Origin of the sequence: Actinomadura syzygii, from assembly GCF_008085905.1 — a bacterium.
Taxonomy (GTDB): Bacteria; Actinomycetota; Actinomycetes; order Streptosporangiales; family Streptosporangiaceae; genus Spirillospora; species Spirillospora syzygii.
The window spans coordinates 334,606-357,830 of record NZ_VSFF01000001.1 but is presented as its reverse complement, the minus strand read 5'-3'; the positions used below and the strand labels follow the sequence as shown (position 1 = coordinate 357,830).

24 protein-coding genes are annotated in these 23,225 nt (G+C 70.9%); 6 read left to right on the top strand and 18 right to left on the bottom strand.

Annotated features, from left to right (window positions below; all coding sequences use genetic code 11):
- Positions 1–64: 64 nt before the first annotated feature.
- Positions 65–469: a YbaB/EbfC family nucleoid-associated protein gene (locus FXF65_RS01855; protein ID WP_246198296.1), complete on the top strand. Its 405-nt coding sequence runs from the start codon at positions 65–67 to the stop codon at positions 467–469.
- On the opposite strand, the gene FXF65_RS01850 is transcribed toward FXF65_RS01855, so the two are convergent.
- From FXF65_RS01850 to FXF65_RS01820, 7 genes are read right to left on the bottom strand one after another with little or no spacing between them, the layout of a single operon-like run.
- Positions 435–2,528, bottom strand: coding sequence for a hypothetical protein (locus FXF65_RS01850; RefSeq protein WP_148347828.1), 2,094 nt, complete (start codon positions 2,526–2,528; stop codon positions 435–437). The genes FXF65_RS01855 and FXF65_RS01850 overlap by 35 nt on opposite strands.
- Complete coding sequence (locus tag FXF65_RS01845; protein WP_148347827.1) at positions 2,528–3,373, bottom strand: nucleic acid/nucleotide deaminase domain-containing protein; 846 nt, start codon at positions 3,371–3,373, stop codon at positions 2,528–2,530. The genes FXF65_RS01850 and FXF65_RS01845 overlap by 1 nt, the downstream gene beginning before the upstream one ends.
- A complete protein-coding gene (locus tag FXF65_RS01840) occupies positions 3,363–5,273 on the bottom strand; it encodes a hypothetical protein (protein WP_148347825.1) in 1,911 nt (636 codons plus the stop codon). Before FXF65_RS01840 ends, FXF65_RS01845 begins: the two co-directional genes overlap by 11 nt.
- A gap of 27 nt (positions 5,274–5,300) precedes the next feature.
- Complete coding sequence (locus FXF65_RS01835) at positions 5,301–5,945, bottom strand: nucleic acid/nucleotide deaminase domain-containing protein (protein WP_148347823.1); 645 nt, start codon at positions 5,943–5,945, stop codon at positions 5,301–5,303.
- A complete protein-coding gene (locus FXF65_RS01830; protein ID WP_148347821.1) occupies positions 5,938–6,432 on the bottom strand; it encodes a WXG100-like domain-containing protein in 495 nt (164 codons plus the stop codon). The genes FXF65_RS01835 and FXF65_RS01830 overlap by 8 nt, the downstream gene beginning before the upstream one ends.
- Positions 6,433–6,435: 3 nt before the next feature.
- Positions 6,436–6,762, bottom strand: a complete 327-nt coding sequence (locus FXF65_RS01825; RefSeq protein ID WP_148347819.1) for a WXG100 family type VII secretion target — start codon at positions 6,760–6,762, stop codon at positions 6,436–6,438.
- On the bottom strand, positions 6,759–7,184 hold the full coding sequence (locus tag FXF65_RS01820) for a YbaB/EbfC family nucleoid-associated protein (RefSeq protein WP_148347817.1): 426 nt from the start codon (positions 7,182–7,184) through the stop codon (positions 6,759–6,761). Before FXF65_RS01820 ends, FXF65_RS01825 begins: the two co-directional genes overlap by 4 nt.
- Positions 7,185–7,425: 241 nt before the next feature.
- Here FXF65_RS01820 and FXF65_RS01815 point away from each other — a divergent pair, with 241 nt between their 5' ends.
- The 4 genes from FXF65_RS01815 (at position 7,426) to FXF65_RS01800 (ending at position 11,203) form a co-directional block, all read left to right on the top strand.
- A complete protein-coding gene (locus FXF65_RS01815) occupies positions 7,426–7,932 on the top strand; it encodes a nuclear transport factor 2 family protein (RefSeq protein ID WP_148347815.1) in 507 nt (168 codons plus the stop codon).
- Between the two features lie 110 nt (positions 7,933–8,042).
- The gene (locus FXF65_RS01810) at positions 8,043–9,260 is read left to right on the top strand and encodes a hypothetical protein (protein ID WP_148347813.1); all 1,218 of its coding nucleotides are present in this window, start codon (positions 8,043–8,045) and stop codon (positions 9,258–9,260) included.
- On the top strand, positions 9,260–10,048 hold the full coding sequence (locus FXF65_RS01805) for an SDR family oxidoreductase (protein WP_148347811.1): 789 nt from the start codon (positions 9,260–9,262) through the stop codon (positions 10,046–10,048). The genes FXF65_RS01810 and FXF65_RS01805 overlap by 1 nt, the downstream gene beginning before the upstream one ends.
- 12 nt (positions 10,049–10,060) lie before the next feature.
- Positions 10,061–11,203: a sulfotransferase family protein gene (locus tag FXF65_RS01800; protein ID WP_148347810.1), complete on the top strand. Its 1,143-nt coding sequence runs from the start codon at positions 10,061–10,063 to the stop codon at positions 11,201–11,203.
- Between the two features lie 14 nt (positions 11,204–11,217).
- Here the strand turns inward: FXF65_RS01800 and FXF65_RS46170 are convergent, their stop codons facing one another.
- From FXF65_RS46170 to FXF65_RS43430, 3 genes are all read right to left on the bottom strand, one after another.
- Positions 11,218–11,427, bottom strand: a complete 210-nt coding sequence (locus tag FXF65_RS46170) for a phosphotransferase (protein WP_378233049.1) — start codon at positions 11,425–11,427, stop codon at positions 11,218–11,220.
- Entirely contained in the window at positions 11,345–11,878 is a 534-nt protein-coding gene (locus FXF65_RS01790; protein ID WP_187412029.1) for a phosphotransferase family protein, read from the bottom strand. The genes FXF65_RS46170 and FXF65_RS01790 overlap by 83 nt, the downstream gene beginning before the upstream one ends.
- A gap of 74 nt (positions 11,879–11,952) precedes the next feature.
- Positions 11,953–12,216 carry a hypothetical protein gene (locus tag FXF65_RS43430; protein ID WP_187412084.1) on the bottom strand — a complete coding sequence of 88 codons (264 nt, stop codon included), beginning with the start codon at positions 12,214–12,216 and terminating at the stop codon, positions 11,953–11,955.
- 190 nt (positions 12,217–12,406) lie between these two features.
- Between FXF65_RS43430 and FXF65_RS01785 the strand changes: the two genes are divergently transcribed.
- Entirely contained in the window at positions 12,407–12,907 is a 501-nt protein-coding gene (locus FXF65_RS01785) for an STAS domain-containing protein (protein WP_187412028.1), read from the top strand.
- 51 nt (positions 12,908–12,958) lie between these two features.
- Here the strand turns inward: FXF65_RS01785 and FXF65_RS01780 are convergent, their stop codons facing one another.
- From FXF65_RS01780 to FXF65_RS01745, 8 genes are all read right to left on the bottom strand, one after another.
- Positions 12,959–16,534, bottom strand: a complete 3,576-nt coding sequence (locus FXF65_RS01780) for a CHAT domain-containing protein (protein ID WP_148347803.1) — start codon at positions 16,532–16,534, stop codon at positions 12,959–12,961.
- Positions 16,535–16,685: 151 nt separating this feature from the next.
- Entirely contained in the window at positions 16,686–17,177 is a 492-nt protein-coding gene (locus tag FXF65_RS01775) for an Ohr family peroxiredoxin (RefSeq protein WP_222868319.1), read from the bottom strand.
- A 17-nt stretch (positions 17,178–17,194) separates the two neighbouring features.
- Entirely contained in the window at positions 17,195–17,932 is a 738-nt protein-coding gene (locus tag FXF65_RS44335) for a sigma-70 family RNA polymerase sigma factor family protein (RefSeq protein ID WP_148347799.1), read from the bottom strand.
- On the bottom strand, positions 17,929–18,840 hold the full coding sequence (locus tag FXF65_RS01765; RefSeq protein ID WP_148347797.1) for an RNA polymerase sigma-70 factor: 912 nt from the start codon (positions 18,838–18,840) through the stop codon (positions 17,929–17,931). Before FXF65_RS01765 ends, FXF65_RS44335 begins: the two co-directional genes overlap by 4 nt.
- Positions 18,830–19,711 (bottom strand): sigma-70 family RNA polymerase sigma factor, encoded by an 882-nt coding sequence (locus FXF65_RS01760; RefSeq protein ID WP_246198295.1) that lies wholly within the window; start codon positions 19,709–19,711, stop codon positions 18,830–18,832. The genes FXF65_RS01765 and FXF65_RS01760 overlap by 11 nt, the downstream gene beginning before the upstream one ends.
- Positions 19,712–19,716: 5 nt before the next feature.
- Positions 19,717–20,439, bottom strand: a complete 723-nt coding sequence (locus FXF65_RS01755) for an alpha/beta fold hydrolase (protein ID WP_148347795.1) — start codon at positions 20,437–20,439, stop codon at positions 19,717–19,719.
- Positions 20,436–22,202, bottom strand: coding sequence for a ferritin-like domain-containing protein (locus FXF65_RS01750; RefSeq protein WP_222868318.1), 1,767 nt, complete (start codon positions 22,200–22,202; stop codon positions 20,436–20,438). The genes FXF65_RS01755 and FXF65_RS01750 overlap by 4 nt, the downstream gene beginning before the upstream one ends.
- Positions 22,199–23,218 carry a class I SAM-dependent methyltransferase gene (locus FXF65_RS01745; protein ID WP_222868317.1) on the bottom strand — a complete coding sequence of 340 codons (1,020 nt, stop codon included), beginning with the start codon at positions 23,216–23,218 and terminating at the stop codon, positions 22,199–22,201. Before FXF65_RS01745 ends, FXF65_RS01750 begins: the two co-directional genes overlap by 4 nt.
- Positions 23,219–23,225: the final 7 nt, after the last annotated feature.

Here is a 23,225-nt window from a genome sequence, read left to right as displayed (position 1 = left end):
GTCCAGTCTGGCAGTCGGACGTGGGCGTTAGGCTCCTGTGGGGCGATCGTGAAAGGCGGGCGTGGTGGAGCCGGACGAGTTCGAGCGCGTGCTGGCGCAGGCGCGCAAGACGCTGGAGTCGATGCGGCGTGGCGGGCCGGCGGACGAGGGCGAACCCGTCGAAGGGGTCGGTGAGGCGGCCGAGGGGCGGGTCAAGGTGACCGCGGTGTCGGGCGGACGGCTCAAGAACGTCGAGATCAACCCGCGTGCCATGCGGCTGTCGCCGGAGGAGCTCGGCGGGCATCTGACGGCGGCGGCGAACGCGGCGCTCAAGGATCTGCGCGGCAAGCTGGCGGACGCGGCGGGCGACACCGTGGACGCCGGGGCGCTCGCCCGGCAGGTCGACGAGATCCAGACGGAGGGGCTGCGTCAGCTCGGCGAGTTCAACACGGCGATCAATGACGTGCTGGGGAAGATCCGGGGCGGCTGATCCGCAGGGTCGCGGTTCCGTGCGGGCCCGCGACGGCGAGGAGGCCCTCAGGGGTCAGGGCCAGCGCGTTGACGGTGAGGCCGGGGTTCATGATCTGCTCTTCGCCGTCGAGGAGGTCCCAGATGCGCAGGTGGCCGTCCGTCCAGGCGACGGCGGCGACCGGGCCGGACGGGAGCACCGCGAAGGCCGCCGCGGTGACGCCGGTGTTGCGGCGGATCATCGGCTCGTCGATCGGGGCCTCGGCGACCGGCCAGAGGCGGACGGTCCCGTCGGCGCCGCCGCTGATCACGCTGAGCCGTCCGCTGCGGCCGTGCACGCCCGCGACGGCGGTCACCGGGCCCTGGTGCAGGCGGTGGGACCGGACCTGTTGCGGAGCGTTCGCGGGCCACACGTGCACCTGGCCGGAGGTGTCCCCGGCGACGAAATGGCTCAGGTCGGCGGAGGCGCCCAGCGCGGTCAGGCCCGTCCAGCCTTTGAGGGTGTCGCGGACGGTGCCCGCCGTCACGGGGCCCGCGTCGTTGAGCAGGCCGCTGATGCGGTCGGCGCGGCTCTCCGACTTCGTGACGGCGGACGCGCGGACGGCGCGGTGCGCGTCCAGGTGCAGGACGCTGCCGTCCGAGAGCCAGAGGAGGCCCCATATGTCCGGTGTGCCGCCGGTGATGCGTCCAACGGGGGCGCCGGTGGCCGCGTCGAGGATGTGCAGGGCGCCGTCGGCGGTGGCGACGAGCAGGGCGCCGTCGCGGTGGACGAGGGCGGAGACCGGGCCCGTCCAGGTGTCGCCGCCGACGTCGCACCAGCCGGGGTGCCAGGAGGCATGGGGAGCGAACCGTCCGGCCAGAGAATCGTCACCTCTGAGGCGGGCGGAGAGGGTCAGGAGCGACGCGCGTTCGGAAGGGGCGGACGACGCCATGAGCCCGCGTCCGACCGCGCGCCACATCGGCCACAGGGGTGTTTCGAGTGTTTCGAGGACGGCCGTCGCCGCCCGCGGATCGGCGTGCACGAGCTGCCCCGCGTCCTCGACCAGGCGGTCCGCGACGCCGGTCGCGGCGGCGTGCCGGAGCAGGTGCGTGGTCGTGTACGGGTCGCTCCGCGCCCACTGCGGGACGCCGCCGGAGTCCTTCGGGACCTGCTCGTAGAGGGCGCGGCCGAGCGCGTGCTCGATCTGCGCGGCGAGCTGCGGCGTCCGGGTGCGCAGGATCGCCTCGCGCAACGGGCGCAACGCGATCTGGAAGCCGTCGTCGACGCGGGTGACGAGCGGCGCGGCCTGCGCGACGGACGCCTGGGCGCGTTGGACGTCGCCGGTCAGCGCAGCGGTCAGCGCCGTCCAACGGGTGCCCTCGACCAGCCCGTATGCGGAGGCCAGCACTTGAATCGCCGGGACGGCGTCCGGCGGGACCTGGGCCAGCCACCGTTCCGGGACGTTCTCCGACGCGCCCGCCGCGAGTGCCAGTTCGGCGAGGCCCACGTTCGGGAACAGCGCCTCGGCGGGCGCTGTTTCGCGGCCGTTCGCGCGTAGCCACGCCGTGAACGCCGCCCGATCGGTCATCGCGGGATCGTCGAGGTGGACGACCTCCGCGGGCACCGTGAACGCGGCGAGCGACTCGGCGCGTCCCTCGGTGAGGAGCCTGACGTGCTGGGTGTCCAGCAGCGGGTTGAGAAGTTCGGTGATGATCGCGGCGGCGGAGGCGCCGTCGCAGGCGGGGCCGGACTCGTCCAGCTCACTGATCACGATCGTGGCGGGACGGCGGTCCGCCGCGATGTTCGCGACGATCGTCTCCGGCGACCGGCCGGGCACCGACAACTGCTCCGCCAGCGCCCACGCCAGCCCGTGCGGGGTCATCCCGCGCGCGCTCAGCATGGCGTGAACTACCCGCACCGGACCCGTGTCGGTGAGCGCGACCCATGCCGTGAGGTGGCTCTTTCCGCTGCCGGGCGCGCCGGTGGCGACGCAGAGCTTTGGCCGAAGGATGTCCGTGAGCCAGGCGCGGACGGCCCGTGTCGCCGGGTCTCGGCCCGCGCCGATCGACGGCGCCTGGCTCATCTCGACCGGTGTGTTCATCACGATTCCTGGACCGCCTGCTGCATGAGTTCGAGGAAACCGCGCTCGCGTTCGTCCGCCGTCGCGCCGTAGTCGAAGCTGTAGGTGAATTCGGCGTTCGCGTAGCGGGCGAGCCGCAACTGGCAGTAGTTACCGGGTAGGAAGCACGGTTCCAGTTCCGTGTAAACGCGGGTGACCTGCTTTGGGGCGATTCCCTTGGCGTCGAGCCGTTCCCAGAGCAGACGCTCGGGATGGGGCAGGCCCACGCGCGCCTCTTCCGTCTCGACGTATTTGCCGCCGGAAGCGTCCTGATATTCGATGGCGGCGGCGAACGGGTAGCTCAGCGCATGCCGGATCTGTTCGAGGACGCGCGGCCACCACGCTTCGTCGTCCTCCAACGCGGGTTCGTCAATGCGCAGCAGGGCGGCGCGTAGTTCGCGGAAGAACTCGACGGGGTCTTTGTCGCCGGGCGATCCGAGCAGCGGGAGGTACCGGTCGAGGGCCAGCAGGGACGCGGCGAAGCGGGGCGCGTCGCCGTTGACGGTCATCGGCGGTGCGTCGACGGCCACGAACACGGCCTGGACGTCCCCGGCCTCGGTCACGCAGATCTCCGCGCCCTGATCGGTGCCGAGGCGGCACAATTCCGCGAGATCGGGCGGCGGGTCGGGATGGCCGACGGACGCGGCGTATTCGCCGAGCGCCAGCGGCTCGCCCGTGGAGGCGGTGAAATACGGGCCGACTTGGAGCGGCAGGCCCGGATCGGCGAGTGCGTCCGCCGCGCCGGGCGGCAACGGGCCCGGCAGTTCTTCGCCGGGAAAGCGCCGCAGCCCACGCGGGCCGAAATGCGCGACCAATTCATCGCTCATCGGCGGCCTTTCCGGTGATGCGAGCGAGGGCGTCGGCGGCAATGACCTGGTAGGCGCGGTCGGTGGCGACGACCTCGGTGCTCGGACCGTCCGCCAGAACGTGTGGGCTTTCGGCGATTTCCTGGATGTCGGGGGCGGCGGCCGCCGCGTCCGCGCCGATGTCGCCGAGGCAGCGGACGGCGAGCATCCCGGTCGGGGTCGCGGCGACCGCGTCGACCAGATGGGGGAGCGTCCGGGCTGTGTCGCCTGTTGCGTGCTGGACGATGGCGGCACCCGCGGGCGTGGTCTCGTCCAGCAGGGGCAGGGCGGGCTCGGCGGCGGGGCCGAGGGCGAAGAGGCGCTCGGCGTCCTCGTCGTCGGGGCCGTCGCGGAGCGTCCCGGACAGGAAGCGCAGCGGCTCCTCGCCGTCGCCCGTGATTCGCCAGATCGCCCAGGCGGCGTTCTCGCTGTTCTGCGGGCCGTGCTTGCGTCCGAGATAACGGCGCAGGACGGGCACCGCGTCCGCGGCGGACGGGCCGAGCGCGGCCAGCGCGCGCGCGGCGAACGGAACGCCCTTGCGACGCTCCAGCAAGGAAATCAGATCGGGCAACAGCGGCAACGCGCGGTCGCCCCACGCGGCGAGCCCCGCCAGGACGCTGTTCAGATAATTGCCCCCGAACCCGGTGCCCTTCTTAGGGTCGCTCAGGAATTCGCGGACGGAATCGAGCAGCACGTCGGCGTGCGCGCTCATCCCGCCGAGCGCGGCGGACGGGTGGAACGACAGGCGCGGTTCGGCGAGATCGGCGGCGAGGGCGGCGACGCAGCGCGGGTCGCCGACGCGCCCGAGCGCCTCCAGGGCACTGCCCGCGATCAGGTCGTGCGTGTGGCCGAGCAGCGGGACGAGCGCGTCGGCGACGAGCGCGATGTCCGGTCCGCCCTGTTTGATCTCCCAGACGGCGTCCTTGACGACCTCGGTCTCGCCGTTCCCGAGCAGCCCGGCGAGGGCGGGGAGCAGCTCCGCCGGACCGGCCCGCCACGCCCGCATGACCTGGCCCGCGCGGTGGACGGCCGCCGTGTCGGGGACGGCGAGCGCGTCGCGCGCCAGGCCGATCTGCGCGCCGGGGTGCAGGTCGAGCGCCGAGGTGAAGAAGCCGACGCGGCCGCCGTCGAGCACCCAGAGCTGGTCGTCGAGCGCCGAGTCGGGGGCCTGGATCTCGTCGGAGACGGCGCGGAGCAGGTCGTCGTCGAGGTCGTCCACCTCGCACCAGAGCAGGGCGACGGCGGCGGCGGCGCGCACCTCGCGCCGCCGGTCGGCGCCGCGCTCGCGCAGCCAGCCGAGCGGGCGTTCGTCGCGTTCGCAGCACATGTCGCCGACGGCGAGGACCATGCTGGCGGCGGCGCCCGCGTCGTCCTCCGCGACGGCGGCCGACTGGAGGCGCGGGACGAGGTCCGGATCGTGGTCCGGGAAGTCGGCGACGACGACCGGCGCGGCGGCGCGGACGGCAGGATCGCCGTCGTCGAGCAGGCTCGACAGCGTCGGGACGCCCTCCTCGACGGCGGCCCGCGCCTCCCGCGCCCAGGTCAGGACGGTCGCGAGGTCGGGTTCGTCGTACTCGTCCTCGTCATGCTCCTCGAGCTCCCAGACGGCGCCCGCGATGTCGGAAAGCAGCCGGAGGATCCCGGGGCGGTGGTGCGTGCCCGGGTCGGAGACCAGCTCGTAGAGGACGCCGACCGCCGGCACCGTCGCCGGATACACCCATCCCTGGTGGTAAATGCTCCCGGACAGGTCGTAGAGGGCGCGTTCGACGACCGCCGCGTCGTCGGACGCGACGCGCTCCAGCGTGTCGGGCAGGTCGGCGGCGGGACCGTAGGCGTGGACGAGCCCGGCCCAGTCGGCGACGTCGCTGAACCGTCCGCTCATCGCGGCTCAGCCTTGGCCGTGGGGCGGTCAGAGTTTTCCGGCATGTCTCTTGACGGCCGAGTTCGCGGTGGACTTGGAACCAGGTATGTCATTGTCATAAGGATAGCTGTAGGTCACGTCGACCTTGTTCTTGAAGTATCTGGGTATCCATTCCTCGCACCACGCGCCCGGGACGTCGCACGGCTGCCGCTCGGTATAGACCTCTTTGAGCTTTCCGCCGCGTTCGAGGATCTCCATCCCGGCGCGCTTCTCCGAGTGGCGGCCGTCGCTGCGCGCGACCATGATGCGCTCTTCGCCGTTCTTGTCGATGTAGCGGAAGGCGGCGAAGTTGCGTCCCGACTTGTCGCCGGTGGCTTTGCGGGCGTCGTCGACGGCGCGGGCGAGGTCGTTGCTGTCGCGGCCGACCTTGCGGGTTCGCACATTTGGACCGGTATTGCCCTGCTCGCCGGGCTTCCGGTCTTTCATGTGGTATTTCTTGGAGAGTTCGCCCTCCCGCGCCTTGTTCGGGTGGATCAGCTCGTATTCGCGGGTCTTTCCGCTGCGGCTGTGGAAGGTGCGGGTCTCCGAGAGGACCTTGGAGATGACCTTCGCCCCGGCCGCGCCCGGCTTGCCTCCCGGTTTGCCGCCGGGCTTGCCGCCCGCCTTGTGCCCGCCGCCCTTGTGCTTAGCCATTGAGCAGCGCCTCCACCGCCATGTTGAGGAGCTGGTCGATGATCGCCTGGCTGATGATCTTGAAGATCGGGATCTCCGCGAGGGACGCGCCGAAGGTGGCGACGGCGGTCGCGATGGCCTGCGCGATCTGAATGGCGAGAATGATGAGCTGGACGATCACGTTGATCTTCAAGGCGAGCACCACGACGCCCGCGATGAGGAGTCCGGCGCCGACGAGCATGCAGTCGGTTCCGGCGCCGCGGATGTTCGCGGACGCGGCCTCCTCACCCGTCCAGTCCTTCTGGAAGGCCTCGAAGTCTTCGCCTTTGTTGGACGTCCAGACGCCCTGCGCCACCTGGTCGGCATTGGCGGAGGTGGATTGGAGCGTCCCGCCGAAGGAGATCCACTTGCCGCCCATCTCCATCAGCTTCGTCTCGTCGGCCTCCGGCCAGGAGAAGCCGAGCATTCCGAGCAGACTGATGAGCTCACCGGGCAGTTGCAGGCCCATCGATCACCCCAATGCCTTGGCGACGGAATTGACGCTCTGCACGTTCGACTCTTCCATCTTGGTGTAGTTCTTCGCGACCGCTTTCAGCGCCTCGGCGCGCTCCCCGAGTTCCTCGGAGTTCTCCTCGAAGCATTTCATTGCGGCCTCGAAGCACGCGGCGTGCGCGATCCCGATGAGCATTCCCATGTCGTCGCCGCCCCACGGCTCGCCGAATCCGGTGATCTCCGACTGGAACTGCGACACCTGCTGGGAGAACTCGTCCGCCACCTGCTTGAGCCGTTCGGCGGACGCGGTGATCTGGTCGGGTGAAACCTGGAAACTCTCGGTCATCGCCGCCCTCCGTGCAACTGAGCCATCAGATCCGAGATCGACTGCGCCATCTGCCGCATCTGACGCATGCTCATGTCCTGGAGTTCGCGGGCCTGGGCGGCGAGTCGCTCGGTCGCGGCGGCGTCGAGCGGCGCGGCGGGGCCCGCCCGCAGGTCGCCGAAGGCCGCGTTGACCGCGGTGGCGACGTGCTCGCCGATCTCCTCGGACGACATCCGCATCGCGCGCGGGGCGAGGTCGATGGACTTGATCTCCCCGTCCGCCGAGACCGTCGCGCGGATCAGGCCGTCGGCCGCCTCGCCGCGTCCCTCGGCCTTCGGCCCGCCCGGCTGGTCGGGTTTCGCGGCGCCCTGCGGCTCGGTTCCCAGTGCGGCCCGCGTCAGGTTGAGCAGATGTTCGAGCTCGCTCCCCGCCATCCCCGTCATCGAGAGCCTCCCGGTTTAGGTCATCTGGGAGATCATAATCAATCGGACCGAATGTGGCGAGCGTTGGGAAAGGCGTCTGAACTGCGGGAATGGCGAAGTTTGCCGTATCGGCCCGGTGATAATGATCACTCGTGCGAGAACGCCCAGAACGGCGGGCCGCGGCGGGCGCGGCGGGGGCCGTCCCGGCATCGAAGTAGAACCTGTTCTTGTCTCGGCGGGCCCGACACGTCAGGGTGGGCGCATGGACCTGATCGCCCTGGAAGAGATCCGCCGCCTGAAACACCGCTACCTGCGCTGCGTCGACCTGAAGCTGTGGGACGAGTTCGCCGAGCTCTTCACGGGCGACGCCGTCGCCGAGTACGACACCCCGGTGCTCGGCCGGACCCTCACGCTGGAGGGACGGGACGCCATCATCGGCTACATGCGCGCCAACCTCGGCCCCGGGATGATCTCCGCGCACACCGCCGGCTGCCCGGAGATCGACGTGGAGGGCGACCGGGCGACCGGCGTCTGGTCCCTGGACGACACGATCATCATCCCGGAGAGTCGCCTGCTCATCCGGGGCGCCGCGTTCTATCGCGACGTGTACCGGCGCGGCGCGGACGGCCGCTGGCGTGTCGCGCGGACCGGACACCGCCGCACCTATGAGTACACGGTGTCGCTGGACGACGTCCCGAGCCTGAAGTTCACGACGACCGGCGACCACGCGCCCGGCGGTCGGGAAGACGGCGGGGGCGGCTCCCGGTGACCGGGATGGCGCCTTGACTACGCCCTAGAACGAGTTCTAGCGTCCCGCGCAGTGACTCGGCCGCGACCGGCGCACCGTGCGGTCCGGCGCCGCGATTCCAGGGGAGCCCGGTGGCCAACGACCCAGCACCAAGCCCTGCGGGTGACGGCGATGTCACCCGGACGTTCGCCGAAGCCATCGTGGAGGCGGAGCGGATCATCCGCGGCGCGCCGTACGTCAAGACCGACCAGGATCTCGCCGAAGGGCTGGACTACCTGGCCGGAAGCATCAAGGCGTGCCTGCACATGGTGGGCGCCTACCAGCGCGACCACCCCTATTTCGCGTCGTCGACCGGCCCGTACACCAAACTGGGGCTCGATAATCCGGACACGCTCTATTTCCACGCCTACATCCGGGACGACGCCGAGTACGTCGTCACGGGCCGCCGCGGCACCACCGCCGACCTGAGCTTCCAGGTGATGAACGGCGACTACTCGCCCGCCCGGTCGCCGGACAGCCTCGCCGCGTTCGACGACCGCGAGTTGGACATCGCCGCGGACGGGACGTTCCAGCTCCGTTTCGGCCCGCCGAAACCGGACGCGGGACCGGGGTACGTCACGCTCGCCCCCGGGTCGGCGATGCTGATCGTCCGGGAGGTGTTCAGCGACTGGACGGGCGAGCGACCCGGCGAGATCCGCATACATCGCGCCGACACGCTCGGGACGCCGCCGCCGCCCGTCCCGGCCGACCGGATGGCGGGACGCTACGCGGTGGCCGGGAAGATGCTTCTCGCCAGGCTGCGCACTTTCCTTGCCTTTCCCGAATGGCATTACCTGCAATTGCCGGTGAACACGCTGACGGAGCCACGGCCGACTCCCGGCGGCCTTTCGACGCAGTTCTCGTCCGTCGGCCACTACGACCTGGACGACGACGAGGTTATGGTGATCACCGTCCCGGCCGCCGACCGCGCGGTCGCGCCCTACCAGGGCTTCCAGCTCGGCAGCATGTGGTACGTCTCGCTCGACTACATCAACCACCAGACGAGCCTGACCGCCGACCAGGCCCGCGTGGACGAGGACGGCATGATCCGCTACATCGTCGGCGAGCGCGACCCTGGCCTCGCCAACTGGGTCGAGCGCACTGGGCACCACCGCGGCTACCTGCAGTTTCGGTGGCAGCGACTCGCCCGCGACCTCACCCCGGAGGACGGTCCGACCGCCGAGGTGATGCCGTTCGACGACCTGCCGCGCCGCCTGCCGTTCCACGATCGGCAACGAGTCACGCGCGCGGAATGGGCGGACCGGATCGCCGCCCGGCAGGTCGCCGTCGCGCGCAGGATGCTCGGCTGATGGGCGCCGCCGGGTTGCTGGCCGGAAAGGTCATCGTCATCTCCGGAGTCGGGCCCGGCCTCGGGCGCGGGCTCGCCGTGCAGTGCGCGAAGGCCGGGGCGGACGTGGTGCTCGCCGCGCGAAATGAAAAGCGGCTCGCTGAGGTGGCGGCGGAGGTCGAGAAACTGGGGCAACACGCGGTGACCGTCCCGACCGACATCACGGACGCGGCGGCCTGCGAACGGCTGGCGGACACCGCGACGGAGTCGTGCGGGCGCGTGGACGGCCTCGTCAACAATGCCTTCGCGACGCCTCCCCTGAAGGACCTCACAAAGGTCGACCTCGACGCGGTGCGAGCGGGCTTCGAGACGAACGTGCTGGCGGCGTTGCGGCTCACGAGGCTTTTCGTACCCGCGCTCGAAACGCGCGGCGGCTCGGTCGTCATGGTGAACTCGGCGGTGCTGCGCCATTCCCGGCGGACGTTCGGCGCGTACAAGATGGCCAAGGCGGCGCTGCTGGCGATGGCGCAGAACCTGTCGACGGAACTGGGGCCGCGCGGCGTCCGCGTGAACACGATCGCGCCGGGCTACATCTGGGCCGACAACCTCAAGTGGTACTTCGAGCATCTGGCGAAGAAGCGCGGGATCACAGCCCAGCAGGTGTACGACGAGAACGCCGCGACCACCGACCTGCGCAGGCTGCCCGAACCGGACGAGGTCGCCGACGCCGTGGTGTTCATGCTGTCCCCGCTGGCCCGCGCGATCACCGGGCAATGCCTGGACGTCAATTCCGGTGAATGGCACCACTAGAAGGGCGCACCGATGAGCGCGGGACGCGAGAACGTCGGGACGGTCGAGGATCTGCACGCCTCGGCCCGCAAGATCACCGGACTGGACGACTTCGGCGACGACGCCTATCTCGACGGGCTGGAAGTCCTGCTGGAATCGTATGAGAGGGACGCTGGGCTCACGCCGTTCGGGAACAAGGCACAGCGGGCGATGCTGCGCGGGGGACTCACGGCCCGGCAGTTCTCGGAGGCGGCGTGGCGGCGGTTCCCCGAGCACTCCGGCGTCCCGGTCGAGCGTCCGATCTTCGTGACCGGGCTGCCGCGCACCGGGACGACCGCGCTGCACCGGCTGCTCACCGCCGACCCCGCCCACCAGGGTCTCGACCTGTGGCTGGCGGAGGTCCCGCAACCGCGCCCGCCGCGCGGCACGTGGGCGGAGAACCCGGTCTTCCAGGCGATCGACGCCGGTTATCGGCGGCACCACGTCGAGAACCCGGAGTTCATGGGCGTCCATTACATCTCGGCGGACACGGTCGAGGAATGCTGGCAACTGCTGCGGCAGAGCATGCTGTCGATCTCCTTCGAATGCCTGGCGCATCTGCCGACCTATTCGTCCTGGCTCGCCGGGCAGGACTGGACGCCCGCCTACCGCAGGCACCGCGGCAATCTGCAACTGATCGGGCTGAACGACGCCGGGCAACGCTGGGTGTTGAAAAATCCCAGCCATTTGTTCGCCCTGGACGCGCTGCTTGTGGTGTATCCGGACGCGCTGATCGTCCAGACGCACCGGGCGCCGCGCACGGCGATGGCGTCGATGTGCAGCCTCGCCGCGCACGCCACCGCTGGATGGTCGGACGTGTTCACCGGCGCGACGATCGGACGCGACCAACTCGAATTGTGGGCTCGGGGGCTTGAGTTGTTCCGGGCCGAGCGGGAGAAGCACGATCCGGCGCGGTTCGCGGATGTCGACTACGACGACTTCGTCCGCGACCCGATCGGGTCGGTGGAAGGCGTCTACAGCCGCTTCGGGCTGCCGTTCACAGAGGAGGCGAGAACGGCGATGGCGGACCTGCACCGCGAAAGCGCGTCCGGCGCCGCCAAACCGACACACCGGTACTCGCTCTCGGATTTCGGCCTGACGCCCGAACAGATCGACGAACGCTTCCCCGGATACTGACGCCTTCCCGCGTTCTACCGCTGGGTGTTCAGTTGGTTCCAGCGCCGAAGGCCGCGCTGTGTCCAGGATGTGTGAAGGGTGCGCAGGGCCTGCGGGGTGAGATCGGTGCGGCCGAGGTCGTGGTAGTTCGGCCACCAGGTCTCAACCGCCCAGTCGATCACACCGGTGAGCGCGTCGCCGTCCCACAGGACGTTGCCCGACCAGAAGTCGAAATGGGTCAGCACGCGCTTCGCCGTCGAGCACGGCGAAATGCGCGTCGACGATGGCGGAGGCGGGGCCCGGCTCGCCGCGCCGGGCGGCCGTCGCATCCGCCTGCGCGACGCCGTCGCGGAAGCCCGCCGGGGCGTCGACGGAGTGCAGGCGGGCGAGGGCGCGTCCCAGACTCACGGCGGCGCGGTTCGGATCGTCCGGGCGGATATCGCCGCGGCCGGGCAGCACCGTGATGAGCGTGGACGGACGTCCGGCCGAAGCGCCATGGGGATCGGCGGCGAGCAGGCGCGGCGCGAACCCGGAAAGGCCGTCGAGCGCGGTCAGCACTTTGGCCTCGTTGGCCGCCGCGTCGTCCCCTTCGGGAAAACACCGCAACACCATTCGGCGCGAGGCGTCGCGCAGCAGGAACGTGCCCGCGTGGGTGCCTCCGGCCAGCGCGGCGACCACCTCGACGTCCTGCCCCATCGCACGTGATGCCCACGCGATCGCCTCAGCCGGTGGGACCTTCACGTGGGCGATTCTAGTGATCGCCAGAGGGGTTACATGACGGCTGAGCCGGCGGCGTAGTGGTGTTCGGTTTCGGTTGTTTCGTGGTGGCGGCCGTGCGTGGTCGTGTCGCGCATCTCCTCCAATTGCAGGGCGATGCCCATGGCGAAGAACGTCGGGGCCCATTCGCCGATGAAGATGCCCCAGCGGTCGGCGCGGTCGAGTCCGGCGGTCTCGAACAGGCCGGACGCCGCCCAGGACGCGAACGCGAGCCCGATCGAGGCGATCCCCGCCTTGTACATGAGACCGGAGCTCACCCCCCGCCGATGCAATGTCTTGATCACGTTTCCCCCTTTGATCGGTCGGCTGCCTACCCGCCGTCCAGGGACGCAAGCCGTCCTTGCGGGAATTTTGCGTCCGGCGGACCGATATGCGGTCGAAACGAGTGGACGGCCGGGTGATGGTGGTGCTGACGGTGCTGATCATGGCCACCTGACGGCCACCCGCGTGTTGGACGCCGTTTCGGTGTTCAACCGACTTCATGGACAGGCTCGCGGCAACCGCGGCACGTCCAAGAAATTCCGACCACCCCCGTGGAGGCGCTTTGTGTCCTCTCCGGACCAGCCGGATCATGCGTCCGGCCCGCTTATGCTGGCCATTACCGTCCGAAAGGACGGTTCCACGACAGAACTTCTCCTGAACGGTGAGCTCGACATCGCCACCGCCGAGGAGTTGCGTCGGCACATCGCCGAGGTGATCGCCGCGCACGATCCGGATCGGATCCTGCTGGACCTTTCCGAACTCAGTTTCGCGGACTCCACCGGACTGGCGGTGATGGTGTGGGCGCATCAGCTCATGTCGGGCCGGGGACGCCAATTGCGGCTGTGGCGCCCGCAGTCGCGGGTGCTGCGCATCCTGAACATCTCCGGCCTGCACCGGCGCCTGCACATCATCCCGTCGGGCCCGGCCGGGCGTCCGGCCCGGCGCCGTCCGGGACGCCGCCGCTGACCTCGCCGAGTATCCGTCCGGACGCCGGGTACCGGGCCTGATCGGCTGGCTCTACTCGCCTACGTGGATGTGGGACGCCCAGATCGACGGGTGGTCGGGCCAGCGGTCGCGCATTTCGCGGGTCGCGTCGTGCACGGCGGCGGCGACATGGGAACCGGCGCTGACGAACGAATAGATCAGGTCAGCCAGGTCTGCGGAATGCCGGTCGTCGACCGGCCAGAGAGTGCCGATGACGTGCCGGTACCCGGCGAGTTGGAATGCAGATGCGAGATGAATGGCTTCGTCCGCCGGTCGAGCTCCCGGACGTGCCGTCGAACAGGCCGACAGGAATGCCAGTTCGGCGCTGTCCAGGCGGAGGCGGGCCAGATCGGCCACGGTCATCGTGTGGTCGGACAGCAGCAGGTGGCTTGACGACGGGTCCGCCAGATCGGTGTGGCCGTGGCAGGCGAAATGCGCCCATCGTGCCTCGGGGAGCGCGGCGAGCACCGCCTCTCGGGTGGCGGCCGTTCCGGTAAGGGTGCTGGCCTCTCCGGGGAAATGGCGCTGGAGCCGGGACGCCTCCGCCTCCGCGCCTGGCAGTTCGGGACGGTTTCCCGGCGTTCGCGGCATCGCGACCGCCAACGCCCGGTGGGCGTCCCCGGCCGTCCGTCCGGCGAGCGCTCGGATGGTCGGGATGGTGGAGCACACGACCCGGTCGATCATCGTCGCGCCGGACGTCCCGCCGTGGTAGCCCGCCGCGTGCAGCGGAAGGATCGACATGAACCCGGACGGACACCACCACAGCCTGGGCCAGAGGTCGTCCTCCCCGGGCGGGCCGATGATCCCGAGGTGGTGGAGCACCGGGCCGGCCACCGCGTCCCACAGCCATTCGAGCGTCCGCGTCATGCGGCGCTGGCCGTCCGCCCAGGTGCGCGTCGCGGAGAGCGCGCCGACCGCGTCCAGGAACGCGCCCGCCTCCGCCCGCACGACGCCGGGGGTGAGCTCGGGCAGCGGCACCGTCGACGCCTCCCCGCCCGCGGAGAGGATCAGCGCGTCCGACCGGAACTCCGACACGTTGACGATCACGACATGGCCCTCCGCGGGCGCGAGGTCGCGCACCCGGAGTGAGCGGAGGAAACACTCGAATCCCGGCAGTTCCCGGATCGCGTGGACGATCCCGTCGAGTTCGGCGACGGCGGCTCGGCATTCTTCAGGCGTGGCCGCCGAAACAGGCGAATCAGCGGGGTCCGGGTCGAGTCCTATGCAGAGGACGCGGAAGCGTTCCGCCAGTTTCGGGTGCCGTGCCGTCAACGCGCTGAGGTCGTTGCGGGTGTTGAGCGCCCGGCCGAGCAGCAGCCCGCGACCGCGCTCGAACAACTCGACGGCGTCTCCGGCCCGGCCCGCGCGGACACAGCACGCGGCGGCGTCCGATCCGACATTGAGCCTCCCGTCGAGCGGGAAGTCCTGGTCACGGCGTTCGGGGCTGTGCGGAACGGTCCGTCCGAGCAGGTCGACCGTCGCGGTGAAGCCCGACACGGCGTCCTCCCAACGGCCGCCCTTCGCGGCGAGCCGTCCCCACAGCGCGGCCGCCGCCGCGCGGATCCGGGTCGGCGCGAGATCATCCGCCGCCCCCGCCTGGCAGGCCGCGAGTGCCTCGTCCAGGTCGGTCTTCTCGCCGAGCCGTGCGTACCGGGCGCCGAGGCCCCGCGCCAGGTTCGCCAGGTATCCGGCGTGGTCGGGATGGTCGGGGGCGAGGGCCTCCACCGCCGTCCGGGCGGAGTCGACCGCTTCGTCGAGGTCTGCGAGGTGGCCGGTGTGGTCGTACCGGGTCTGGAGCGCGAGCGCGCGGTCGTTCAGGACCGGTGCCCGGCGCGGGTGGCCGGGCGGGACGGCCTCGGCCGCGTCCCGCGCGACCTCGACCGCCTCGTCGACGTCGGCCTGGTCGTCGCTGATCGCGAACCGCGTTCGGAGAGCCGCGCCCAGGTCGGACAGGCGGGCCACGCGGTTCGCGTGGCCGGACGGAGTGGCGAACACCGCCTTCCGGCAGGCGTCGACCGAGGCGTCGATGTCCTCGCGGCGGCGCGCCGCGTCGTAACGAAACCGGAGGGCGGTGCCGAGTTTCGCTAGTTTCGCGCCATGGTCGGGGCTCGTCTCCGGCGTCGCGTCGACCGCCCGCTGGAAGGCGTCGACCGAGGCGTCAAGGTCCGGCCGTCCGCCCGTGGAGCGGAACCGGCACAGCAGGGCCGCGCCGAGATCGCCCAGGTGGGAGGGGAGATTCGGGTGACGGGCGGCGGCCACGGCCTCGCGTCCGGCGTCGATGGCGGCTTCGAGGTCGGCCGCGTCTCCGCCGCGCTCGAACGACCGGCGCAGGACGCAACACAGGTTCGACAGGTAGGAGGCACGGCCGGGATCGTCGGACGGGCAGTCGGCGACGGCGTCCCGGGCCAGCGCGACCGCTTCGTCTATCTGGCCGCCGTCGCGCAGCGCGGACAGTGTTCTGGCCAGGATGGACCGCTGTTCACACAGGTCAGGGTGGTTGTCCGGGGTCGCCGCCAACCCGGCCCGGCCGGTCTCGACCGCCTCCAGCAGGTCCTGTTCTCCTCCTGTCCGGACGAACCGGAGCCGCAGGGCGTCGCTCAGTTTCGCCAGATGCTCGGCGGCGCACGCAGGATCGACCGAGGCGACCGTGTTGCGGAGGGCTTGGACGGCGTTGTCCAGGTCGGTTGGGTCTCCGGAGTGCTGGAACCGGGCCATCAGCAACTCGCCGAATTCGGAAAGGCGTGCGGCGTCTCCGGGGGACGCGGCGACTGAGTCGCGGCGCGCGGCGATCCGTTTGTCCAGGTCGGAGGCGCGGTCGGTGTACGCGGCCTTCGCCCGGAGCGCGCGGTCGAGGTCGGATGCCATCGCCGCGTGGTCCGGATGGTCGGGCCAGTCGGTCACCGCCGCGAGCCCGGCCTCCACCGCGGCGTCGAGGTCCGCCGGGTCGCCGCCGAAACGCTCGAATCGGGTCAGCAGCGCATTCCCGAGATTGGACAGGTAAGTCGCCCGGTCGGGGTCGTCGGACGCGGTCGAGTCCACCGCCGCGCGGCCGAATTCGGCCGCCTCCCGCAGATCCGCCGGGGATTCCGTCCACTCGAAACGGGTCAGCAGGGAACTGCTCAAACCGGCCAGGCACCGACCGTATTCGGGATGACCTGTTTCGGTAATCACGACGCCTCGCCGAAAAAGGACGATGGCCTGATCGAGGGCGGAGGCGTCGTCCGAGCGCGAAGCCTCCCGGCGGAGTGAGCGGCCGAGGCGCGTGAGCAGTCCTGGGCCGTCCGGCACGTGCCGCGGCTCGTCCTCGAACAGGTCGCGGATCAGCGTCGGGATCCCCTCCGGGCTCAGCCGGTGGACGGGCGTGAGCAGCGCCAACGCGATGTCGAGATCCGCTTCGCCGTCGATCGGCCCGCGTGCCGCGAAGCGCAGCCAGAACAGCCAGCCGGTGGCGTGCGCGACCTCGATGTCGGCCGTCGCGTCCGGGACCGCGCAGATCAGGGCCACCGCGTCCGTCACGGCCTCCGGGGCGAGGACGGCGCCCGCGTCCCGCGCGGAGTTGTACCGGTCCACCCGGTCCCGGACCCGCGCCAACCGATCCGTCCGCCCCACCCAAGCTCCAACCCCGTCACCGACATGGCAGCAGTCACGCACGATATCGGCAGTACTGCCGCGATCACCGGATGAACGGTATTCGGGTCGGCGTCGATTTCCCCGGGTGCCGTCCGGAATACCGAACGGAATCGCCATTAATGAAAAAGGCTCACTTCTCGGCGGCGAGGGTGATCGTGACGGGGATTCCCCGCCGGGCCATCCTGGAATACGGGCACAGCTCGGCCGCTTTTGCGACCAACACGGCGGCCGTTTCCCGCGCCACGCCCGGCCAGCGCACCACGAGGTCGGCGCGCAGCTCGTAGCCGTCGCCGGCGGGGGCGCGGCCGAGCGCGACGGCCGCGTCCACGGTGATCGGCGCGGGGTCGAGCGCGTGCTGCCGCGCGAGCAGGGCGAGCACGCCGTGCAGGGACGCGGCGAACCCGGCCGCGAAGAGTTGCTCGGGGTTCGGGCCCGATGCGTCGCCGCCCAGTTCTTTGGGCGTGCGCAGAGCCAGGTCGAGTGCGCCGTCCGAGGAGAGGGCTCGCCCGGTCGCGCGGCCGTGCGCGGAATCGCCGCCGGTCACCGTGACCCGCGCTGTGTAGATCGGTGCGACAGCGGCGCCGCCGTTGTCGTGCGACGTGGTCGGCGGCGGGTCGTCCACCGGTCCGTCCTCCCTGGTCATTGACGGTGCCAGCGCCGCAGCTTGTCGGGGTTCAGCACGATCCACACGGCGGTGACGCGGGCGTCGGCGACGCTGACGCCGACCACCGCGATCGCCTGCCCGGCCCGGCGCAGCACCAGCCCGGCGCGCCCGTTCACCGACTCGACCGTGACGTCGGTGCCGGACTCACCTGGGTCGGGCTGTCCGGTCCTGGGCTGACAGGCCAGCAGGTTCGTGACGAAACGGGCGACCGCGTCCGCGCCGTGCGTCGGGTGGACGGGGGCGCGCACCTTCCCGCCGCCGTCGCTGACCACCATCGCGTCGGCGGCGAGAAGCGCGCGCAACGCCGCCGCGTCCCCACCGCGGCAGGCCGCCGCGAAACGCCGCGCAACATGGTCGTGCCGCGCGAGCAGCGCCGGATCGGACGGATCCTGCCGGGGGAACCGGCTCATCCAGTCGCGCGTGCCGTCCTCGGGCCTCGGCCGGGGGACCGGGCCTTCGGGGACGAGCGGCTCGCCGGTGCCGGAGGCGAGCAGGTCCAGGCAGATGCCGCCCGCGACGCGCGTCAGCCAGGCGCGGGGGACGGTGATCCGCGCGCGTTCGGCGTCGTCCAGGGCGTACCAGCGCCGGTAGGTCTGCTGGACGACCCGGTCCGCGGCGTCCGGCCCGAACATCCAGACGGCGATGTCGAGGAGGTGGCGCCGCTCGTCCAGCATCTCCGCCAGCGAGCCCGGCACGGGCGACGGGCTCGTCATGGCCGCCCCTCCCCGCCCGACGAGGCCCCGCCGGACGCGGCGGCGAGCTTGCCGGGGTTCATCATCCACAGCACCTTGTCGATGCCCTGATCGGAAGCGTCGACGGTGAGCACGGCGAACACCTCCCCGTCGCGGCGCAACAAGGCGGCGGTCTGGCCGTTGACGTCGGCCCAGGCCACGTCCACCCCCAGCCAGAACCGCGCCGCGAAAGCTCGGTGGTACTTGGCGACGCGGTCCGCGCCGACCACCGGGAAACGGGACGCCCGCACACCGCCGCCGCCGTCCGAGTAGCTGACGACGTCGGCGGCGAGGATCTCCTCCAGCGCGGCGAGGTCTCCGGCGCGGGCGGCCGCGACGAACGCGGTCAGCAAGCGGCGCTGCTCGGCGCCGGTCACCGGAGTCCGGCGCTCGGAGCGCAGGTGCTTGCGCGCCCGGCTGACGAGCTGCCGCGCCGCCGCCTCGTTCACCTGGACGATCTCGGCGATCTGCGGATACGGGTAGTCGAACGCCTCCCGCAGCACGTACGCGGCGCGCTCGTTCGGCGTGAGCTTCTCCAGCAGGAACAGCACGGCGAGTTCGAGCGCCTCGCCGCGCTCGGCCCCGAGGTGCGGGTCCGCGCCGGTGTCGACGGGCTCGGGCAGCCACGGGCCGACATATGTTTCGCGGCGGACCCGCGCCGACTGCAGGACGTTGATCGCGAGCCGGGTCGTCGCCGTCGCGAGGAACGCGGCCGGTCGGGTCACGGCGGCGCGGTCGGCGGTCTGCCAGCGGAGCCACACGTCCTGCACCAGGTCCTCGGCCTCGGTGGCGCTGCCGAGCATCCGGTAGGCGATGCCGAAGAGGCGCGGCCGCGCCTCGGCGAAGACGGCCGACGCGCGGTCGAGGTCGGTCGGCCTTTCATCGTCCAAGTTCCGCCCCCAGAAAGGCTTCGAGTTTGACGGGAGTGACGATCCACATGAGGTGGTGGATGCCCTTCGGCGAGCCGTCGATGGCGAGCAGCGTGACCTTGTTTCCCGGACGGGGAACGAGCACCGCCGCGCGCCCGTTCGCCTCGACCCACGCGAGGTCGGCGCCCGGCCAGAAACGCGGCGCGTACGCGGCGACGAACTTCGCCACCCGCGCGATCCCCAGCAGCGGAAAGCGCGCCGATCCGCGCATGCCGTTCCCGTCGGACGAGCTCACGACGTCTTCGGCGAAAAGCTCCTCCAGCGCGTTGACATTTCCTGTCTGGGCGGCGGCGATGAAGACCGTGAGCAGGCGCCGGTGCTCGACCTTGTCGATGGACTCGTGCCGTTCGGCGGTCAGATGCTTGCGCGACCGGCTCACCAGTTGCCGGACGTTCGCCGGGCTGAGCCGCAGAATCTCCGCGATCTCCGGATACGAATAGAGGAATGCCTCGCGGAGGATATAGGCGGCCCGCTGGGTCGGAGTGAGCCGTTCCAGCAGCAGGAGGACGGCGAGTTCCAGCGCCTCTTCCCGCTCCGCGCCCACGGTCGGGTCATTGCTGGTGTCGATCGGCTCGGGCAGCCACGGGCCGATATAGGTCTCGCGCCGCGACCGCGCGGATTCGGCGACGTTGATGGCCAGCCTGGTGGTGATCAGGGCCAGGAAAGCCGCCGGGTTCACGACGGCCGAATGGTCTGCCTTCTGCCAGCGCAGCCAGGTCTCCTGGACGACGTCCTCCGCCTCCGCCGCGCTGCTCAGCATCCGGTACGCGATGCCGAACAGGCGGGGACGCGCCGCGACGAAGGCGGAGGTCGCCTGCTCAAGCGATGTCACCTGAACTATCGGTCGTCGTTGGCGGCATCGACGATTAGAGCGGCGACCGCGTCCGGCTGGGAAACGGCGACCGCGTGCGAGGCACCGGCAATCTCCCGGGTGTCCACGGAGGAAGCCCTCTCGGCCATGAAACGCTGTGCCGCCACTGGAATGTTGCGGTCGAGTTCGGCGAGGACGAACCGGGACGGCTTCTCGCGCCAGGCAGGCTCGCGCACGGTCAGGTTGTCGGTGAGCGCGCGTTCCGTCACCGGACGCTGGGTCGCCGCCATAAGCGCGGCCGTGTCCGCGTCGACGTCCGCGCAGAACTGCTGGTGAAACTTCTCGTTGGCGATACGAAACTCGTTGCCGCCGGACGACACCGGATAGGGCACCAGCGCGTCACCCAGCGTGCTGCCCTCGAACTTGCTGGACAGCAGCAAGGCGCTTTCTTCGAGGTCGGGCGCGAACGCGGCGACATAGACCAGGGAGCGGACGGCCTCATTCCCCGCCGCCGCCTGCGTGATCACCATTCCGGCGTAGGAGTGGCCGACCAGCACGACGGGCCGTCCGATCCCCGCGATGACGTCGCGCACATAGGCGGCGTCGTCCGCGAGACCGCGCAGCGGATTCCCCACGGCGATGGCGGGCAGACCATTCCCGTCCAGGCGCTCGATGACGCCGTTCCAACTCGCCGATTCGGCGAACGCGCCGTGGACGAGGATGGCGACGGACTTCTCTGGCGTATTCATGATCCTGCTCCTTCGGTTGTCGGTTCCTCGCGGAAGCCGATCTCACGGTGGGTTCCGTCGCACAGCGGTTTGCCGGACGAATGGCCGCAGCGGCACAGCGTCATGCGATTCCGGGTCTCCAAGGGCTCGCCGTCCGCGCGCAGCACGGGCACGCCGCCCGTGACCCACAGCGCGCTGGCCAGCCCGCCCTCCTCCTCCAGGACGGAAACGGCCTGGGGAAGGTCGGGCTCGATGGTCTCCCCGCCCCGTTCCAGCGCGTAGCTGTACGACCCGGACGGGCAGTGGTCGATGCGGCCCATGATGTTCGAGCGGACGTCGCTGTCCGCCGTATCGTCGAGCATTTTCGCGATGGGCCGGGTGCGTCCGATACAGAACGCGGCGTGGATGCACAGTTCGCCGACGCGCTGCGCCGAAATACCCACCCCGTCGTGCACGTGCTGCAATTCCGAGTACGGTCGGACGTCGGCGGACTCGGTGCCGTCGAACCCGTTCACGGCGTGTGTCCCGTCGCAGAACGGTTTGCTGCCCGAGCCTCCGCAGCGGCACAACGCGTAAGTGCCCTCGGTCGGGATGTCCTCATCCGTCTTCCAGGTCAGCGCGTCGTTCTCAGCGGACACGATCTTGCGTTTCCGCCTCAGCGGAACCCCGCCGTACACGAGATACGGGCCGTTCCGCAGCACGACGATCCGCTTCCGGTCGCCGACGCTCCATCGGCGGAGTTCGGGGTCGACGTATTCAAAGGTGGGGCCCGCCGTGGTGCCTTCTCCGTCCGGCATCCGCATGAGGGCCTGGGCCTGCGCCTTCAGCCCGTACATGGTTCCGGTGGCGACGGCGAGCATTCGCGGGCTGCCGTTGAACGCCTGCTCCAGCAGATGAAGCACCGCGCAATAGGTGTGGTTGAACTCGTCCTGCGCCGTCCGGATCGCGCTGCCCTTCGGATGGTCGGCAAGGCGCGGGTTGCGCCTCATCGGAAGGGCGCCCTCGAAGTCCACCCCGATCGCCCCGCCCGTGGGCCCGGATTCCGGGGTGTCGCCGCGCTGGTAACGGCGGCCGATCCGCAGTTCCTGGAAGCGGTAGTAGTGCGCGACTTCGTCCCGCTCGGGATGGTGGACGTCGCGGTCGCCGTCCCAGACCTCGCCCCGGGACGTCCCTTCGCCCTCCTCGACGATCTCCTCAAGCGCCGCCAACGCCGACGCCAGATCGGTGACGGCGATGAGCCGTCCACCCGTGTGCCGGAAATGGCCGCCGTGCACCTGGCGGGCCGGGTCGCCGCCGAACACCGCCCGTTCGCCGAGCGTGTCGCAAAGGCGGCGCAGGCCGACCTCTATCGCGTCGTAGAACTGCCCGATCGTCTCGTAGTCCTCCGCCTCCGGCGGAGCGCCGGGCGGGGCCGGACGTTCGAGGCGCAGGAACATGTCGAGCGCCTCTTCCCCGAACGGCAGCAGCGACAGTTCCAATGAACGGTCGCCGTGCGGCAGCGGCCGGGGATGCGCGGGCAGCATTCGCGGAATGTCGAGCCGCGGCCGCCCGCCGACCGCGTTCAGCAGGTTCGCGGCCAGCGCCAGATGGAGCATCTCCTCGATGAAGACGCCCGCGACCAGCTCCACGGCTTCGGGATTCCGTTCGGGGTCGAGCGAATAGAGCGCGCAGAGATACGGCGGCAGCGTAGCGTGCTCCAGCTCGATCGCCCATTGCAGGTGCTCGCGCAGATCGTCCAACGTCGCGATCCCCGAAGCGGCCTGCCGTTCCGCTGAGAGGGTCACGGGAGTTCCGTTTCGCCGCGCCGGAGCCCGCCGAGTTCCTCGATCGCGCCGAGGAGGTTGCGCAGCTCGATCTCCTCCGCCTGCACGTCCGTCGGGTCGAACAGCCATTCCGAGGCGGGCAGCGCCGCCGCCTCCTCCGGACGGCTGGACTCGACCAGCGTCAGTTCGGCCCGCACTTCCACTTCCAACTCGATCTCGAACTCTTCGTCGCCGTTCGAGGGGTTCACGTTTCCTCCGCGCGTGTGAGCGCCGCCGGGACGCCGGACGGCATGGATCAACTGCATCGAGATCTGTCCGGAATCGAACAGGCGGGTGAAGCTCTCGCTCTGCCGGGCGGCGAGCGCGTAGGCGCGGTCGGCCCGGTGCCGGGTGGCGACGACCTCCGCCACCCGCGCGGCGCGCCGCGACCACGACAGCGGCGCGTCGCCCGGCCGGTCGATCTGCTCGACCAGGTCGAACCCGGCCTCGTCCAGCAGGTCGGCGAGCTCGGCCTGGGTCGGGAACAGGTTGCCGTCCGGGACGGCAGGGACGGCCAGCGCCCGTGGGGTGCGCACGACGACCACCAGCAGCCCCAGCGAGGCGCCCGGCCGCAGCACCCGGTGCATCTCGCGGAGCAGCGCGGCCTTGTCCGCGACCGTGCACAGCACCCCGAGGCACCACGCCGCGTCCATCGACCCGGCCCGGAGCGGGATCCGGTCGCCGGACGCGAGAACGACCGGCAGCCCGAACATGCGGGCGGCGGCCCGGCACGCGGCGGGCATCGGGTCCAGCAGGACCGGCCGGACGCCGAACCGCCGCGCCGCCCACGCGGCCGGGCCGCCCGCGCCAGCGCCGACGTCCAGCAGCCGCGTGCCGGGCGCCAGCTCGCACGCCTCGGCCAGCCAGGCCAGCGCGGCCGGACTGGCGCTGCCCCGGCACGCGGCCGGGATGGCGTGCTCCGCGCCGAGCTGGGCGACGGCCTCGGCGGTCCACCCGGCCACGTCGTCGAACTCGGCGACCATCGCGGGCGCGGTCATCGCAGTC

Coding starts and splice junctions, on each gene's coding strand:
- FXF65_RS01830 (WP_148347821.1), bottom strand. CDS start 6,432: ATGGGCCTGCAACTGCCCGGTGAGCTCATCAGTCTGCTCGGAATGCTC.
- FXF65_RS01805 (WP_148347811.1), top strand. CDS start 9,260: ATGGGCGCCGCCGGGTTGCTGGCCGGAAAGGTCATCGTCATCTCCGGA.
- FXF65_RS01800 (WP_148347810.1), top strand. CDS start 10,061: ATGAGCGCGGGACGCGAGAACGTCGGGACGGTCGAGGATCTGCACGCC.
- FXF65_RS01825 (WP_148347819.1), bottom strand. CDS start 6,762: ATGACCGAGAGTTTCCAGGTTTCACCCGACCAGATCACCGCGTCCGCC.
- FXF65_RS01790 (WP_187412029.1), bottom strand. CDS start 11,878: ATGGGGCAGGACGTCGAGGTGGTCGCCGCGCTGGCCGGAGGCACCCAC.
- FXF65_RS01745 (WP_222868317.1), bottom strand. CDS start 23,218: ATGACCGCGCCCGCGATGGTCGCCGAGTTCGACGACGTGGCCGGGTGG.
- FXF65_RS01755 (WP_148347795.1), bottom strand. CDS start 20,439: ATGAATACGCCAGAGAAGTCCGTCGCCATCCTCGTCCACGGCGCGTTC.
- FXF65_RS01820 (WP_148347817.1), bottom strand. CDS start 7,184: ATGACGGGGATGGCGGGGAGCGAGCTCGAACATCTGCTCAACCTGACG.
- FXF65_RS01815 (WP_148347815.1), top strand. CDS start 7,426: ATGGACCTGATCGCCCTGGAAGAGATCCGCCGCCTGAAACACCGCTAC.
- FXF65_RS01845 (WP_148347827.1), bottom strand. CDS start 3,373: ATGAGCGATGAATTGGTCGCGCATTTCGGCCCGCGTGGGCTGCGGCGC.
- FXF65_RS01835 (WP_148347823.1), bottom strand. CDS start 5,945: ATGGCTAAGCACAAGGGCGGCGGGCACAAGGCGGGCGGCAAGCCCGGC.
- FXF65_RS44335 (WP_148347799.1), bottom strand. CDS start 17,932: ATGACGAGCCCGTCGCCCGTGCCGGGCTCGCTGGCGGAGATGCTGGAC.
- FXF65_RS01840 (WP_148347825.1), bottom strand. CDS start 5,273: ATGAGCGGACGGTTCAGCGACGTCGCCGACTGGGCCGGGCTCGTCCAC.
- FXF65_RS01850 (WP_148347828.1), bottom strand. CDS start 2,528: ATGAACACACCGGTCGAGATGAGCCAGGCGCCGTCGATCGGCGCGGGC.